This window comes from Mesorhizobium sp. M7A.T.Ca.US.000.02.2.1 (assembly GCF_003996995.1).
Classification (GTDB): domain Bacteria; phylum Pseudomonadota; class Alphaproteobacteria; order Rhizobiales; family Rhizobiaceae; genus Mesorhizobium.
On sequence record NZ_RZTT01000113.1, the window covers coordinates 1 to 15490 of the forward strand.

A 15490-nucleotide genomic window follows, 5' to 3' on the forward strand; every position below is an offset into this window, starting at 1 on the left:
ATCGTATCGTCGCCCTCGATCGGAAATCCCCCCATCCGGTGGCGATCGTGGAAGATCTGCCGGCCTATCCGTCACGCCTGTCGGCCGCTTCCGATGGCGGCTTCTGGATGGCGCTGTTCGCGCCGCGCCGCCAGCTTCTCGAACTGGTGCTGCGCGAGGACGATTATCGCCGCGAGATGATGGCGACGATCGATCCCGGCGAATGGATCGGGCCGGAACTCGCCGGATCGGCGCGGCCGGACCAGCCGCTGAGCCAGGGCTCGGTCCGGCAGATGGGCGTGCTGAAGCCGTGGGCGCCATCGCGCTCCTACGGCCTCGTCGCGCGCTGCGACGACGGCGGCCGGCCCAGCGAAAGCTGGCACAGCCGCGCCGACGGCAGCATGCATGGCGTCACCTCCGTCTGTGAGCATGGCGGCAGCGTCTACGCCGCCTCGCGCGGCTCCGGCACGCTGCTGCGCCTGCCCGGCGCGACATCCGGTGGAGCCCTGCATGGCTGATCCCCACGCGGCCGAGATCGTCCGGTTCCGCAAGGCCACCAAGGCGTTCGCCGGCAACGCGGCGGTGCGCGACGTCGATTTCACGCTGCGGCAAGGCGAGGTCCATGCGCTGCTCGGCGAGAACGGTGCGGGGAAGTCGACGTTGACCAAGGTGCTGGCCGGCCTCTACCCGCTGACGTCGGGCGAGATGCTGATTGACGGCAAACCGGTTGGCTTTTCCTCGCCCGCCGATGCCATGAAGCACGGCATCGCCATGGTGTTCCAGGAAACCAATCTCATCCCGTCGATGAATGTCGCCCAGAACATCTTCCTCGGCGAGGAGAGCTTCTTCAACCGGTTGCGCGGCATCAACATCAAGGCGCAGCAGCATCTGCAGCGGCTGAACTTCCATGTCGAGCCGACCGCGCTGGTGTCGACGCTCGGCGCCGCCAAGAAGCAGATGGTCGAGATCGCCCGCGCGGTTCACCACAAGGCCCGCATCTTCATCTTCGACGAGCCGACGGCGACGCTGACGCCGGAGGAAAAGCAGCACTTCTTCGCCCTGGTCGAGCGGCTGAAAGGCGAGGGCGCTTCCATCATCTTCATTTCACACGCGCTGGAAGAGGCGCTGTCGATCGCCGACCGCATCAGCGTGCTGCGCGACGGCGCGCTGATCGTCACCGACGATGCGCGCAATCTCACCCGCGAGAAAATCGTCCAGGCGATGGTTGGCCGGCAACTGACCGATACGCTCTATGGCGACGATGCCGCCAAACGCGTCGCGCGCCGCCCGGGCGAAAAGGTGCTGGCGCTCGAGAACGTCTCGATGGGTAAGGCGGTGCGCAGCGCAACGCTGTCGGTCTTCGCCGGCCAGGTGACCGGGCTGTTCGGCCTGGTCGGTGCCGGCCGCACCGAAATGATGAAGATCGCGGCGGGCGTTTTGAAGCGTGACTTCTTCCATGGTGGCCGCATCACGCTGCGCGGCGAGGTGGTGCACTTCCGCGTGCCACGGCAGGCCGTGCGGCGCGGCGTCGCCTATATCACCGAGGACCGCAAGCTCGACGGCCTATTCGACACGATGGGCATCGCCCAGAACGTATTCCTCGGCAAGCTGGCCAAGGGCTCCAATCCGGTCTCGGTAATCGGCCTTGGCGAAGCGCGCCGGCAATCGGCCGAATGGATCGAGACGATGAAGGTCCGCACGATCGGCGCCAATGCTCGGGTGGTCGAGCTTTCCGGCGGCAATCAGCAGAAAGTGGTCATCGCCAAATCGCTAATCCAGGCGCCGTCGCTGATCATCTTCGACGAGCCGACGCGCGGCGTCGATGTCGGCGCCATCGCCGAGATCCATCAGATTATCGAGCGGCTTGCCGATGCGGGCGCGGCCGTCGTCGTTATCTCGTCCTATCTGCCTGAAATCCTCAATCTGTCGGACCGCATACTGGTGGCGCGCCAGGGCCGTATCGTCGGGGAGATGACCATCGACGAGGCCTCCGAAGAAAAGATCATGTATGCCGCCGTCCATTGAATCGCCCGGTGGGGATCGGCAGGCCACGATCGTCGAAGTCGGTCCGCGCGACGGCCTGCAGAACGAAAAGCGGCTGGTCTCGACCGGGCAGAAGCTGCGCCTGATCGGCATGCTGGCCGATTGCGGCTTCGCCCGCATCGAGGCGACGGCTTTCGTCTCGCCGAAATGGGTGCCGCAGATGGCCGATCATGATGAGGTCATGCGGCGCGCTGTGCGGTGTCCGGGGCTTATGCTGTCCGCGCTGGTGCCCAACGAGCAAGGTGCGCGGGCCGCGATCGCGGCCGGCGCGCAGGAACTCGCGGTCTTCACCAGCGCCTCCGAGACGTTTTCGAAACGAAACACCAATTGTACCATCGAGGAAGGGCTGGCTCGTTTTGTGCCAGTGATCGCGCTGGCCGCCGAGCATTCCTTGCCGGTGCGGGGCTATGTCTCCTGCGCCGTCGATTGTCCCTATGAAGGCCCGATCGAACCCGGCGCCGCTGCGAGAGTCGTCGCGCGCCTGCGCGATCTCGGCTGCGCCGAAATCGCCGTTGCCGACACGATCGGCAGGGCGACACCCGAGCGCGTGCATGCCATGGTGCTGGCAACCCTCGAAGAAGCAGAGGCTGCGCGGCTGGCCGGGCATTTCCACGACACCGGCGGCCTGGCGCTCGCCAACGTCGATGCTGCCTGGGACCTCGGGCTCAGGGTGTTCGATGCCGCTGCCGGCGGGCTAGGCGGCTGTCCCTACGCGCCCGGTGCGGCCGGCAATCTTCGCAGCGGCGCGCTGGTGGCGCACCTTGCGTCGAAAGGGATTGCCACCGGCATAAATCGCGAATTGCTGGCCGGCATCGAAACCATGCTTGCCGAGGGTAAGTTTTTCGCCGAGCCATAAAGCCACGACAACCCCCGCAGCAAGTTTGCCTGAAATGAGTGCCGTCCCGATCTTCGGAGCTGGCGTCTCGGAAAATGCGACACGAGCTATATATTGCTGCCTTGGCTGCCCGCTCGGCTTTAGCAAAATTTGACGAGGTATCGAATTTCTGGCGCGCGTGCCGCCCTTGTTGTGAACGTCAGTACCAATGCCCCGATCGCCTTCACACCGAATGGAGAGTGTCGGCGATCGTTCCCATCAGGTTCTGCATGTCCATCCGCATCGACTGATTGATCGCTTTCGGCCAGGTCGACAGCTTCACGCCGGCGAAATCGCGCTGGTGGTCGATGTAGATTATCTGCCATCCGAGCAGCTACTCTGAATGCAATGGGCGAGCCTCCAAGTTTAAGGTTTTCTATTGGGTGGTTCTCAGAGGGATGGAGCCGGACATTCACTTCCGTCGAGAACATATCGCGAACTACAGGTTCAAAGCGCAACATCTCTTCGCGCGATGACCGGCCTCTCAAGCACCGACCTATCGCTGATCCGCTGCAGCACTCTTTGCGGCCATAGCCGATCCGTTGTAGGCGTGCATCTGCGCCAGCTTCGCCATGCGCTGGGCGGCTTCTGCGAGCGCCGAGCAATGCTGCTTGAAGTTTTGCTCTATGATCTGACCGTAGGGTCCCGTAAGTCCCACCGCGTACATCACCTCACCGCTCGTCGGCCTTATCGGAAATGCGATCGAGCCCAGGCCCGGAACATGCTCGGCCAGGTCCATGGCATAGCCCTGCTGCCGAACCTCCGCCAATTCCCTGGTCAACTCCGCGATCTTCGTTTTAGTCCGATCGGTATAGCTGCGCAGCTCGGTCGCCAAGATCCTGTTCACGGTCTCCTGCGGATGAAACGCAAGGATCGCCTTGGCCGAAGCGGTCGCATTTACAGGCATGGCCATACCCGGCATGACATAGGTCCGGACCGGAGTGTCGGGCGCGACGCAGGTGACCGAGCGCACCTCGGTACCGTCGAACTTCGACAGGAACGCCGACTGGCCGGTGCGGTCGGCCAAATCCTGAAGCGGCCGCTGCGCGAGCGTCGTCAGCCAGCCGCTATCCGGAGACATCTGTAGCAGCTGCAGCAAGCGATCGCCGAGGCGGTATGTCCGATTGCGAACGCTCTCGGCGGTGATCATCCCGCTTTCGATCAAGGCATGCAGCAGCCTGTTGATCGTGGTTTTGGGCAGTCCAAGCGTCGTTTCGAGCTCGATCGCCGTCAAGCCATGCTCGAACGGCGCGACCGTTTCCATGATCGAGATGTAGCGCTCGAGGGGACTGTCCTTGGCGCTCGGCTTCTTCGATTTCGTATTCAAGGGCACCTACGCCGATCTGACAATTGCGACTGCAAGAAGGTTATCGTTCAAAACAGACATGAGGGGCAAGGTCGGTCTCTCGTTATCCCGCCGCGCGTCGAGTCCGAGGGGCTCCGTAGAATAGCCGAACGGCCGCACGCCCTCGGCTGTCGGGCTCCGCCAGGTAACCCGAACCCGAAATCTCCTCACTACCAATACCGAAATTCGGTATTATATGGTCCCCTCGATTGACTCGCAAGCCAAATCCTGATTATCGGGATAAATACCGATTTTCGGAGGAACTTGAAATGGCTGAAATCCCACGTGTGACCTACTCGAACATCGGGGTGGATTTTTCCCCTGTTCACGCTCACCTCGATGCAATGATCCCGGATTTCGAGAAGAACACACTGGGTCGCGAGTGGTCGACGCCGTTTGCGACTGGCGCTCGGAAAGAGATCCTGAGCCCTATCGACAAGAAGATCTCTCTCGGCAAGTTCCCGGTTTCAACCCCGTCAGACGTCAAGTCCGCGATCCAGGCAGCCCGGGCCGGCGCGAAGACCTGGAACCGTTCGACGCTGGACGATCGCCTTGCATTCGGCGCCCGCTGGCGAGAGGCACTGGCGGAGCGGAAATATGACCTCGGTTTGGCGGCGCTCTACGAGATCGGAAAGTCCCGCATCGAGGCAGTCGGCGAAGCCGAGGAATGCCTCGACATGGTCGAGTACTACGCATCGGAGATGAAGGCGAACAACGGGTTCGTCCGGCCCATGAACGTGTTGGTCGAAAACGAGACTGCTACGAGCGTCATGAAGCCCTATGGCGTCTTCGCGGTCATCGCTCCTTTCAACTTTCCGCTCGCCTTGTCGATCGGCATGGTCTCGGGTGCGCTGTTGACAGGCAATGCGGTGGTCTACAAGCCGTCGCCGGGTTGCGCGCTGACCGGACTGCTGATTGCCGAAACGCTTCGCAAAGCGGGATTGCCCGAAGGTGTTTTCAACATCGTGCTTGGCGATGGAGAGGTGGGGCGCCTTCTTGCCACCGACAACGGCATCGACGGCGTTGCATTCACCGGCTCCCATAAGACCGGCATGAGCATCTTCCGTCATATGGCAACGCTGCCCCACATGAAGCCCGTCATCGCCGAAATGGGTGGCAAGAACCCCGCCTACGTGACGAGCAAGGCCGACCTCGACCGCGCGGCGCAGGGGGTGGCGCGCTCCGCTTTTGGCCTGCAAGGCCAGAAGTGCTCCGCATGCTCGGTCGTGTATGTCGACGAGAAGGTCAAGGCGGAATTCATCGAGAAACTGGTAGCGTTCGCTGGAAAGCTGGTGGTCGGAGATCCTCGTAAGGCCGAGACCTTTATGGGCCCTGTCTATGGCGACGCCACGGTCGGCCGTTTCCAGGCAGCGCTGTCGGAAGTCGAGGGCAAAGGCAAGGTGCATTTTGGGGGCGCCGCCCTGGGCCAGGGCTTTGCGAACAACTACGTCCTGCCGACGGTCGTCGAACTTGATGGTCCGGGCCGGCTGACCCGCGACGAACTCTTCATGCCTTTCGTGGTCGTCCGCGGTTTTGATAGTCTCGATGCCGCGATCGAAGAGGGCAACGACATCGCCTACGGATTGTCGGCCGGCATCTTTACCAACGACCAGAAAGAGTTGCGTCACTTCCTCGACACCGCCGAAGCGGGGGTTCTCTATGCCAACCGTGCGAGCGGCGCAACGACGGGTGCATGGCCAGGCGCGCAGCCATTCTGCGGCTGGAAGGGCACCGGGGTCAGCGGCAAGGGCGGTCTCGGCTCCTGGTTCCTGCCACAGTACCTGCGCGAGCAGAGCCACACGATCATGACCAAGTGATCGAAAGAGGTCGCGCCCTTCGTCGCGGCCATCCAAGACTGTCTCCTTCATCGGTTTACAAGATTATGCGCCACTATCCAGATTCAATGCCGAAGTCCCGCGAGATGTTTGAACGGGCCCGCAAGGTCATGCCGGGAGGAAACACCCGGACAACGGTCTTCATCGACCCGTTTCCGATCTATGCCCAGCGCGGCGAGGGCTGCCGCGTCTGGGACGTCGATGGAAACGTCTACTACGACTGCATCAACAATTTCACGGCCATGATCCATGGCTACGGCCATCCCGCCGTCACGGCCGCGGTGGTGGACCAGATGCCCCGGGGATCGGCTTTCGGAGCGCCCACCGAGAGCGAACTTGATCTTGCTGAACTGTTGGTGGAGCGCCTCCCGTCAGTCGAGCAGGTTCGCTTCGCCAACTCCGGCACGGAAGGCGTCATGATGGCGATCAAGGCGGCTCGGGCGTTCACCGAGCGGTCGAAGATCGTCAAGATCGAAGGTGCCTACCATGGCTCCTACGACTTCGCGGAAGTCAGCCTGGACAGTTCGCCCGCCAACTGGGGCGACATGCCTGCCTCAACGGCATACGCGAAAGGCACGCCGAAGGGAGTTCTCGATGATGTCATCGCGGTGCCGTTCAACGATACGGAGGCGCTGCGTGCCGTCTTCGACGCGCATGGCGACACGATAGCGGGTGTTCTGATCGACCCGATGCCGAACCGCGCCGGACTTATTCCCGCGCGAAAGGATTATCTCGACGCGATGGTCGAGATCGCTCATGCCGCCGGCTCGCTGGTGATCTTCGACGAGGTGATCTCGCTCCGCCTTGGCTATTCGGGGGCGCAGGGCCTGTGGAGCATCACGCCCGATCTGACGGCTCTCGGCAAGATCATCGGCGGAGGATTCCCGGTCGGCGCCGTCGGCGGCCGCGCCGACGTGATGGCGGTGTTCGATCCAACACGAGGCAAGCCCGCATTGCCGCATGGCGGCACCTTCACCGCGAACCCGGTGACGATGCGAGCCGGTCTGGCGGCGATGCGCGCGTTGACCCCGGCTAGCTTCGCGCATCTGGACGCTATCGGCAGCCTGCTTCGCGAGGGCATCACGGCCTCGCTTGCTCGCCATGGCCTCAACGGGCAGTGCGTCGGTCTCGGCTCGCTCTTCAAAGTTCATTTCACGGCGTTGCCGATCACGGACTACCGGTCAGTCTATCCGGGTGCGTCCGAACGCATGAAACTCGACCTGTTCCACAAGGGTCTGCTCGACCGCGGCGTGCTTTCGGCGAGTTACGGACTCTTCGCGCTTTCCACCTCCATGACCGAGGAAGACGCACGCGAGATCCTTTCCGCAATCGACAGCGCCGTCGCAGCAATCGCTCCGAAGCAATGACGTAGCGCGTCCAGCGCCGGATCCATCCGGCACGGGACGACGCAGCAACAGATGGAAGTCACATGACAGCTTCTCCTCACGTCGTCGTCATCGGTGCGGGTACCCTCGGTATGTGTTCTGCGCACGCGCTCGCGGAACAGGGCGCTCGCGTCACCGTCATCGACGCACAATCCATTGCGTCAGGATCCAGCGGCCGCTCGGTCGGGGTCGTTGGGACACAGCTCACGGATCCGTTCGAGATACAGCTGCGCATGCAATCGGTGCAGCGCGTCCGCCGGTGGCAAGAGCGCCTCGGTCTCGGCTTCAGCCCTATCGGCTACCTGCGTCTGGCGCGCACCTCCGAGCAGATGGAACTGTTCGCCCGCTCGGTGGAGATCCAGCGCGATGCCGGCTTCAGATCCAGGGTCTACCAGGCGAACGAGCTTCAGCAACTCGTGCCGCACTTGAGTTCAGATGGGCTCGAAGGCGGCATCTTCGGGCCGGACGACGGCTTCCTCGATCCCCACGAAATGTGCACGCTGCTGGCGCAACAGGTGAAGAAGCTCGGCTCCGAGGTTTTCCAGTTCCGCAAGCTGCTTGGTGCCGCGCGGACTTCCGGTGGCTATCGGTTGGACACCAGCAAGGGGCCGATCGGCTGCGACTTCGTCGTGAATGCGGCAGGCGCCTGGGCGCCACGCGTTGCCGAGATGCTCGGACAGACGCTGCACATCCACCCCGAGCGCCACGAGGCGCTGACAATCCACTTGGACGCGCCGCTCCCGTACACAATGCCGATGGTCATGGATCTGGTGAACGGGCAGGGCACGGGACTCAACTTTCGGCACGAGAAAGCGAGCGAGCTCATCGCCGAGATACACAAGGTAAGTTCGCCGTCGCCCGAAGATCCGGACAACTACAACGAGCAGTGCGAGGAAGGGTCCAAGGTCATGCTGGCCGAGATGCTGATCGAACGCCTGCCTGATCTGCCGGGCGCCCGGCTCGGCCGGGGCTGGGCAGGCCTCTACCCTGTCACCGCCGACCACCGTCCCTATGTCGGACCAGTCGATCAGTCGGAGCCCGGTCTGATCACCGCGGCCGGTGCGGGCGGCTACGGGATTCAGCTCGCGCCGGTGATTGGGCTGATCGTCGCAGACTGGGTGCTCAAGGGCTCTCCCGCATCGATCCCACGCACCGAAAGTCTCGCTCCAACTCCGGAAAGAAACGTTCCGGGCACACATACTGCGGCGGCTTGACCAGTGGGACACCGGCGTTAGCGCAAGGACAAAGAAGCCATGCCGGAGGCAGAGCGGCGAGGGGACTTGCCTACATCGCACATGTCGTCGATATGAAGGTCGATGAGTTCGCCGAAGGTTTTCAGGCGCGCTGTTCGAGACTTTGTCGGTGTCTCACCGCGATCGACTTGGCGCTCGGTTTCGTCGCCCAGCGGCGTGCGTCGTCTCGGCGCAGGAAGGTTTCGCTGACGTAGCGACCTTTGCGACGGACTTGGACACGCCAGGACCCGGACGAGAGCTTTGTGTAGGTGGCCATTGGTTCGTATGCGCTCCGTGTGCACTGAGAGATCGAAACGTGGCGAAAAGGGTCGTATTCTGGCGTAAATTCGCGTGACCTAGGCAGGTTCTAACGATTTGATGTTAAAAAAAATGCTGAAAAATCAAGATCATAGAGTGGCCATAGCCCCCATGATGGACTGGACGGACCGGCATTGCCGGTTCTTCCACCGCCAGCTGACAAGCCATGCGCTGCTTTATACCGAGATGGTGGTGGCCGACGCGGTCATCCATGGCGCGCGCGAGCGGCTGCTCGGCTTCGATGCGGTGGAACATCCGGTCGCGCTGCAGCTCGGCGGCTCGGATCGTGAAAAGCTCGCCGAGGCTGCCCGCATCGGCGAGGCTTTTGGCTATGACGAGATCAACCTCAATGTCGGCTGTCCGTCAGACCGCGTCCAGTCGGGCACGTTCGGCGCCTGCCTGATGAAGGTGCCGGACCTCGTCGCCGACTGTGTCGCAGCGATGAAAGCGGCGGTGACAGTTCCCGTCACCGTCAAATGCCGCATCGGCGTCGACGAGCAGGATCCGGAGCCGGCTCTCGATGCGCTGGCGGATGGTGTTTTCGATGCCGGTGCCGAGGCGCTTTGGGTGCATGCGCGCAAAGCGTGGCTGGAAGGGCTGAGCCCCAAGGAAAACCGCGACATCCCGCCGCTCGACTATAACAGGGTCTATCGGCTGAAGGCCAGAAAACATAACGAATTCATCGGCATCAATGGTGGAATTCAATCGATCGAAGAGGCGCGGGCGCATCTCGATCATGTCGACGGCGCCATGCTTGGCCGCGCCGCCTACCACACGCCCGGCATTCTGGCCGGCGTCGATGCCGCTTTCCACGGCGTCCAGTCCGAGCCATTCGATTTCGCCGCGCTGATCGATACGATGGCGGATTATGCGGCACGCCATATCGAACAGGGTGGGCGGCTTGGCCATGTCACCCGCCATATGGTCGGACTGTTCCATGGCCTGCCCGGTGCGCGCCGCTACCGGCAGATCCTGTCCACGGACGCGACAAAACCTGGCGCTGGCCCGGACGTGCTGAGGACGGCTTTCACAGCCGTCGAGTTCGGTGGCGCAGCAGCCGAAGCGGCTTGAGCTTCGGGGATCAATCCCTGAGGATCATGCGGTCGCCGCGCACGTCAAAACCCGACAATGAACCGATGAAGTTCATGCCGAGCAGGCTCTGGCTGAGCATGCCGGGTGCGGCGATCATCACTGACATATCCCTGCGCATGATGCCGCCGATCGCAATCTGATCGGTTTTCACGGCCGCGGCGCGCGCCATGCCGTTGGCGGTCGAAACCGGTATGGTGTAGTTGAGCGCCGCTGGATTGAATCCGGCGGCCTGCGCATCTTGCGACGTCAGCACGGTGCTGGTCGCGCCGGTATCCACCACGGCCCGGACCGGGTTGCCATTGATCAGGATGCGCGCTTCGAAATGGCCGTTGTCCGCCTTGTCGAGCGTCACCGTGGCGTGGCCGTCCTCGACGCCAAGCGCAAGCGGGCTGCCGGGAACAAGGCCCGCGGTCACCCGGCTGGCGACATCCTGCAACTCATAGCGATACTGGTAGCCGGCGATCAGCGCGAGTGCGATCGCCGCCCAGGCGCCGAGATTGCGGGCCATGGCGCCCAGGGGTCGGCCCGAGCGAAGCAGGCCGGCGCCGATAAGGGCGCCAAAGGCACCGAGCCAGATCAGCCGGCTGAAATCGTTGTTCTCGACGCCGAGCGTGCTGCCGGCGGAATCATTGAGCATGAGCAGGACTGCTCCCACCCCGATAGCGGCCATCAAAATCCAGAACAACCGGCTCATCCGCACCTCACGATAGCGCGTCGCGTTCGCGCGCCATGCGGGTGCGGCGCGTTTCCCGGCGCGGCCGGCGCTCAACCGTCTCCAGCCGGGCCGGCAATTGCGCCATGACGCTGCGGCGCGTTTCCGTCGTCATCCCGATCCAGGCGCCGATTTCCTCGCGCGTGCGACCGCAACCGAAACAGAAGCCGGTTTTCATGTCGATCGAACAGACCAGGATGCACGGGGATTCGATGGCCGTCATGACTTTCTCTTGGGCTTCCATCCGGAATCCCTTGTTCCACCTCCACATGGTGCAACGGCAAAGCCAATGCAAGCCCTCGCGATTGCGCCCTTCGGGGCCGGCTTTGCGCCAAATGCAGGCCCATCATCCCGGAGGTTGTGCCAACCCCGCAAGGCGGCTATGCCGCTCACCAACTCCAGGGAATGATCGATAACAAGATGACCAGCGCACTGCCTTTCGACGATTTTCGCAACCTGTTGGCCAACCTGCCGGCGGCCGACACGGCAGCCGAGACCCGCGTGCGCACGCTGTTTGCCAAGGCCGATAAACCAGGCAATTCGCTTGGCCGCATCGAGGATACCGCCGCCTGGCTCGCCGGCTGGAGCGGGCGGGCTCCGCCCGCGGTGACAAGACCGCTGATGGCGGTCTTTGCCGGCAATCACGGCGTCACGCGCCACGGCATTTCGCCACGGCCGGTGGCGGCGACCGCCAACGCGGTCGAACTTTGCGCCGCCGGAGGTGCCGCCATCAACCAGATCTGCATTGCCTACGACCTCGGGCTGAAGGTTTTCGATCTTGCCCTGCACATCCCGACCGCCGACATCACCGAAGAGGCCGCGCTGGACGAGCGTGGCTGTGCCGCCACCATGGCCTTCGGCATGGAAGCGATCGCCGGCGGCACCGACCTTTTGTGTCTCGGCGATCTCGGCGTTGGCAACTCGACCGTCGCCGCCGCCCTGTTTGCGGCACTTTTCGGGGGCAGGGGCGTCGATTGGGTCGGCCCGGGGTCGGGCGCCGATGCGGCGATGCAGGCACGCAAAGCCGACGTGGTCGATGCGGCGCTGGCTTTTCATGGCGGCCATCTCGGCGACCCGCTCGAGGCGCTGCGCCGGGTCGGTGGCCGTGAATTCGCGGCGATCGCCGGCGCCATCCTTGCCGCGCGCATGCAGAAGATCCCGGTGCTGCTCGACGGATTGGCCGCGACGGCAGCCGCAGCGGTATTGCATGGCGTCAATCCCACCGCGCTCGATCATTGCCTGCTGGCCAGCCTGTCGCCGGAACCCGCGCATGCACGCGCCGCCCAACGGCTAGGGCTGCGCCCGTTGCTCGATTTGGGCATCAGCCATGGCGAAGGGGCAGGGGCCGCCCTTGCCGCGGGGCTGGTCAAGGCCGCCGCGCTGACCAGTTCGGGCATGGCTGTCGCGGTACGCGGCTAGAGTCTTGCCGGATTACCGTCGTCGAGCCGCCACCGCCGCGGTCGGCAGTGCTGGCAGTTCCTCCATCACCCGGCTGAGCGGGAAGATGGCGATCGCCTCCGTCCCTTCGCGCAGCTTGGAATGAAGTTCGAACTCGCCGCCATGCATGGCGAGCAGCCCTTGCACGATCGGCAGCCCAAGCCCGGTGCCTTGCTCGGCGCTCTTGATGGCAATCGAGCCCTGGCCGAAGGCGGAAAGCACGATCGGGATCTCGTCTTCCGGTATGCCCGGACCGTTGTCCTTGATCGAGATGTATTGTCCGCCACCCGCCGTCCAACCAACGCGGACACGGATTTCACCGCCGGTAGCGGTGAATTTTATCGCATTCGACAGAAGGTTGAGCGTGATCTGTCGCACCGCACGCTCATCAGCGAAAAGGCGCGGCAGTTCGTGCTCGAAATCCTGGACGACCCGGATATCCTTGTTGCGCGCCCTCAACTCCATCATGTGACAGCAGTCCTCAACGATACCAAGCAGCATCACCGGTTCTTCGTTGAGCTGGTAGCGGCCGGCCTCGATGCGCGACAGGTCGAGGATTTCGTTGATCAGATCGAGCAGATGCTGACCGGATTCGTGCACGTCATGGGCATAGTCGCGATAGGTGGGATTGCTCATCGGCCCCAGCACCTCGTTCGACATCACCTCGGAAAAACCGAGAATGGCGTTGAGCGGCGTGCGCAATTCGTGGCTCATCGAAGCGAGGAACCGCGATTTCGCCAGATTGGCGTCTTCGGCCCGCCGCCGCGCCTCGTCCGACATCGATTTCGCCGTCTCCAGTTCAGCGATCAGCGCATCCTTTTCGGAGCGGAACGACAACATCATCAGGGACGAGTGGTTGAGATGACGGGCCACATAGGCGAAGAACGGCAGCGAAACGACCAGCAGCGCGGCCATGATCGCCTCGACCGGCATCCATAGCTTGGCGCCGGCATAAGCGTAGAGCGCCACGGGAACGGCAAAGGTCGCCAACAGCGCCCCGCGCAGAGACGAGGTCATCACCGCGGTCGCCGCCATGGCGAACAACAGCACCACGGCCTTGACGATGTGGAACGGATCGACCTCGCAGACGCTGCAGCCAAGCCACACGAACCATGCCCAGCCGAGACCGCACAGGAAATGGCCGATCAGGAATTCCCGTCCTGCTTGCGAAGGGTTGAGCTCGGAAGCTTCGGTGCGCTCGATGCGCCGCGCCATGAAGGCAACGATAGTGTAGCAGGTCAGGGTGAACAGCGCCCAGAGCCCGATCTCGTTGCCGATTCCGGCCAGCCGGCCGGCCGCCGCGATCGCCAGAACAAGAAGCGGGATGGCGATGGCGCCGCTGGTCATCGCGCGGGCATGGAGCTTCAGCAGTTCACGATCGAAATCGGGATTGCCGGCCTGCTGCGAAAGACGGTCACGCGTCTTGCGCACCGCACGCGCCACATCGCTGTTGCGATGAGGTTTCCTGCGGTCCACAATGAACTTGTCCGCTGTGTTCGAGCGTTGCAAGGGCATCAAAACTTCAATTTATGCGAGCAGCGGTTTCCAAGTGTTAAGCTACGTTCGAATGATTAACCAACCGTTTGCCATATGAGCCGCTCATGGTCGCCAAGACCGCGCCGGAGATACGTTGCGCGCCCCAGAAGCCTGTGGCGCCGGCTGGTGGATTACGGGCTTGCCGTCATCATCCTCGGACTGCTGATCCTGCTGGCGGCCCGCCTCGACCGGGTGGAGACACGCAAGACACAGGGCCTGGCAATCATCAACGACGGCGATTCGATCACGCTTGGCACTGAGCGTATCCGCATGCGCGGCATCGATGCTCCGGAATATACGCAGACCTGCAGCAAGAACGGCACGGACTATTCCTGCGGCACGCTTGCGCGCCAGTCGCTGGTTCGCCTGATCGCCGGCAAGCCCGTCTCCTGTACCGGCTGGCAGCGTGATCGTTATGGCCGGCTGCTCGGCGACTGCACCGCCGGCGGCAAGGATCTCAACCGCGCGCAGGTCGAGGCGGGCTGGGCGGTTGCCTATGGCGACTTCGAGAGCGAGGAGGCCGTCGCCCAGGCGGGAAAGGCCGGCATCTGGGCGGGAACGTTCGATCAGCCGCAGGATTGGCGAGACAGCCATCACGGCGAAGTCGTCGAGAAGAAGCACGGCACACTGGCGTCGATCGGCGATGCCGTGCGCGAGATTTTTCGCTTCTGGTGATGCGCGTCCTGAAAGCCGAACCGAGAACGAACAGGAGGATGGAATGAAACTCTTCGACGGTGGCCGGGCGCCCAACCCAAGGCGGGTCCGCGTTTTCCTGGCCGAGAAAGGCATCGAAGTTCCACAGGTGCCCATCGACATGGGGGCGCTGGAACACAGGCAACAGGCGGTCAGCTCGCGCAATCCCTTGCAGCGCCTGCCGGTGCTGGAACTCGACGATGGCACCGTCATCACCGAATCCGTCGCCATCTGCCGCTATTTCGAGGAACTGCATCCCGAACCGGCCCTGTTCGGGCGTGGCGCACTCGGCAAGGCGCAGGTCGAGATGTGGCAGCGACGGATGGAATTCAATTTGCTCAGCTGCGTCGCGCAGGCCTTCCGGCACACCCATCCGGCGATGAAGGAATGGGAAATCCCGCAGGTCCCCGAATGGGGCGAGGCCAACAAGCCGAAGGCCGTGGCGTTCCTCAGGCTGCTGGACGGCGAACTGGGCAGCCGGGAGTTCATCGCCGGCGACAGCTATTCGATCGCCGACATCACCGGCCTGATCGCTGTGGACTTCATTAAGCCGGCACGCATCAAGGTGCCGGATGACTGCTCGAATGTTTTGCGCTGGCATCAGGCCGTCTCCAGCCGGCCGAGCGCATCAGCCTGAGAATGACTGCCGAACTCGAAAACCTCGTCGCCAAGGTCCGCGCCTGTCGCATCTGCGTGGAAAATCCGGCCGGCAAGCCGTTGCCGCATGAGCCACGACCTGTGCTGCGCCCATCGTCCAGCGCCCGTATCCTGATCGCCAGCCAGGCGCCGGGGACCAAGGTGCATCTGTCGGGCATGCCGTTCACCGACGCCTCCGGCGATCGCTTGCGCAGTTGGCTTGGTGTGACGAGCGACGAATTCTACGACATCGAAAAGTTCGCCATCGTCCCGATGGGTTTCTGCTTTCCCGGCCAGGATGCCAAGGGGGGAGACCTGCCGCCGAGGCGCGAATGCGCGGCGGCCTGGCGCGCACCCCTGATGGCCTCGATGC

General features: G+C 63.3%; 14 protein-coding genes and 1 pseudogene. 11 read left to right on the forward strand and 4 right to left on the reverse strand.

Annotation, left to right across the window (positions count from 1 at the left end):
• From EOD15_RS35560 to EOD15_RS13305, 3 genes and pseudogenes are all read left to right on the forward strand, one after another.
• Nucleotides 1–497 (forward strand): annotated as a pseudogene (locus EOD15_RS35560) (hypothetical protein); the annotation flags it as partial.
• Nucleotides 490–2004: a sugar ABC transporter ATP-binding protein gene (locus tag EOD15_RS13300; RefSeq protein ID WP_127320753.1), complete on the forward strand. Its 1515-nt coding sequence runs from the start codon at nucleotides 490–492 to the stop codon at nucleotides 2002–2004. The pseudogene EOD15_RS35560 and the gene EOD15_RS13300, both read left to right, overlap by 8 nt.
• Nucleotides 1988–2878 carry a hydroxymethylglutaryl-CoA lyase gene (locus EOD15_RS13305; RefSeq protein WP_127320752.1) on the forward strand — a complete coding sequence of 297 codons (891 nt, stop codon included), beginning with the start codon at nucleotides 1988–1990 and terminating at the stop codon, nucleotides 2876–2878. Before EOD15_RS13300 ends, EOD15_RS13305 begins: the two co-directional genes overlap by 17 nt.
• A gap of 514 nt (nucleotides 2879–3392) precedes the next feature.
• Here the strand turns inward: EOD15_RS13305 and EOD15_RS13310 are convergent.
• Nucleotides 3393–4229 (reverse strand): IclR family transcriptional regulator, encoded by an 837-nt coding sequence (locus EOD15_RS13310; protein WP_256746366.1) that lies wholly within the window; start codon nucleotides 4227–4229, stop codon nucleotides 3393–3395.
• A 281-nt stretch (nucleotides 4230–4510) separates the two neighbouring features.
• Here EOD15_RS13310 and EOD15_RS13315 point away from each other — a divergent pair, with 281 nt between their 5' ends.
• The 4 genes from EOD15_RS13315 to dusA all read left to right on the forward strand — a co-directional run bounded on the left by EOD15_RS13315 (nucleotide 4511) and on the right by dusA (nucleotide 10082).
• Nucleotides 4511–6058, forward strand: coding sequence for an aldehyde dehydrogenase family protein (locus EOD15_RS13315; RefSeq protein ID WP_127320750.1), 1548 nt, complete (start codon nucleotides 4511–4513; stop codon nucleotides 6056–6058).
• 104 nt (nucleotides 6059–6162) lie between these two features.
• A complete protein-coding gene (locus EOD15_RS13320; protein WP_245463662.1) occupies nucleotides 6163–7443 on the forward strand; it encodes an aspartate aminotransferase family protein in 1281 nt (426 codons plus the stop codon).
• Between the two features lie 62 nt (nucleotides 7444–7505).
• Nucleotides 7506–8675: an FAD-binding oxidoreductase gene (locus tag EOD15_RS13325; protein WP_127320748.1), complete on the forward strand. Its 1170-nt coding sequence runs from the start codon at nucleotides 7506–7508 to the stop codon at nucleotides 8673–8675.
• A gap of 408 nt (nucleotides 8676–9083) precedes the next feature.
• Nucleotides 9084–10082, forward strand: coding sequence for a tRNA dihydrouridine(20/20a) synthase DusA (gene dusA, locus EOD15_RS13335; protein WP_127408556.1), 999 nt, complete (start codon nucleotides 9084–9086; stop codon nucleotides 10080–10082).
• Between the two features lie 10 nt (nucleotides 10083–10092).
• On the opposite strand, the gene EOD15_RS13340 is transcribed toward dusA, so the two are convergent.
• A complete protein-coding gene (locus EOD15_RS13340) occupies nucleotides 10093–10797 on the reverse strand; it encodes a TIGR02281 family clan AA aspartic protease (RefSeq protein WP_127270820.1) in 705 nt (234 codons plus the stop codon).
• Nucleotides 10798–10804: 7 nt separating this feature from the next.
• The gene (locus EOD15_RS13345) at nucleotides 10805–11038 is read right to left on the reverse strand and encodes a DUF1289 domain-containing protein (protein ID WP_027036625.1); all 234 of its coding nucleotides are present in this window, start codon (nucleotides 11036–11038) and stop codon (nucleotides 10805–10807) included.
• A gap of 197 nt (nucleotides 11039–11235) precedes the next feature.
• Between EOD15_RS13345 and EOD15_RS13350 the strand changes: the two genes are divergently transcribed.
• The gene (locus EOD15_RS13350; protein WP_127408557.1) at nucleotides 11236–12234 is read left to right on the forward strand and encodes a nicotinate-nucleotide--dimethylbenzimidazole phosphoribosyltransferase; all 999 of its coding nucleotides are present in this window, start codon (nucleotides 11236–11238) and stop codon (nucleotides 12232–12234) included.
• Nucleotides 12235–12246: 12 nt separating this feature from the next.
• On the opposite strand, the gene EOD15_RS13355 is transcribed toward EOD15_RS13350, so the two are convergent.
• Nucleotides 12247–13767, reverse strand: a complete 1521-nt coding sequence (locus tag EOD15_RS13355) for a HAMP domain-containing sensor histidine kinase (RefSeq protein ID WP_127270826.1) — start codon at nucleotides 13765–13767, stop codon at nucleotides 12247–12249.
• 75 nt (nucleotides 13768–13842) lie between these two features.
• Between EOD15_RS13355 and EOD15_RS13360 the strand changes: the two genes are divergently transcribed.
• The 3 genes from EOD15_RS13360 to EOD15_RS13370 form a co-directional block, all read left to right on the forward strand.
• Entirely contained in the window at nucleotides 13843–14463 is a 621-nt protein-coding gene (locus tag EOD15_RS13360) for a thermonuclease family protein (protein ID WP_127322356.1), read from the forward strand.
• A gap of 43 nt (nucleotides 14464–14506) precedes the next feature.
• The gene (locus tag EOD15_RS13365; protein ID WP_127322355.1) at nucleotides 14507–15118 is read left to right on the forward strand and encodes a glutathione S-transferase; all 612 of its coding nucleotides are present in this window, start codon (nucleotides 14507–14509) and stop codon (nucleotides 15116–15118) included.
• Nucleotides 15058–15490, forward strand: a 433-nt coding sequence (locus tag EOD15_RS13370) for a uracil-DNA glycosylase family protein (protein WP_185928998.1), incomplete at its 3' end; no start/stop codon positions are given. The genes EOD15_RS13365 and EOD15_RS13370, both read left to right, overlap by 61 nt.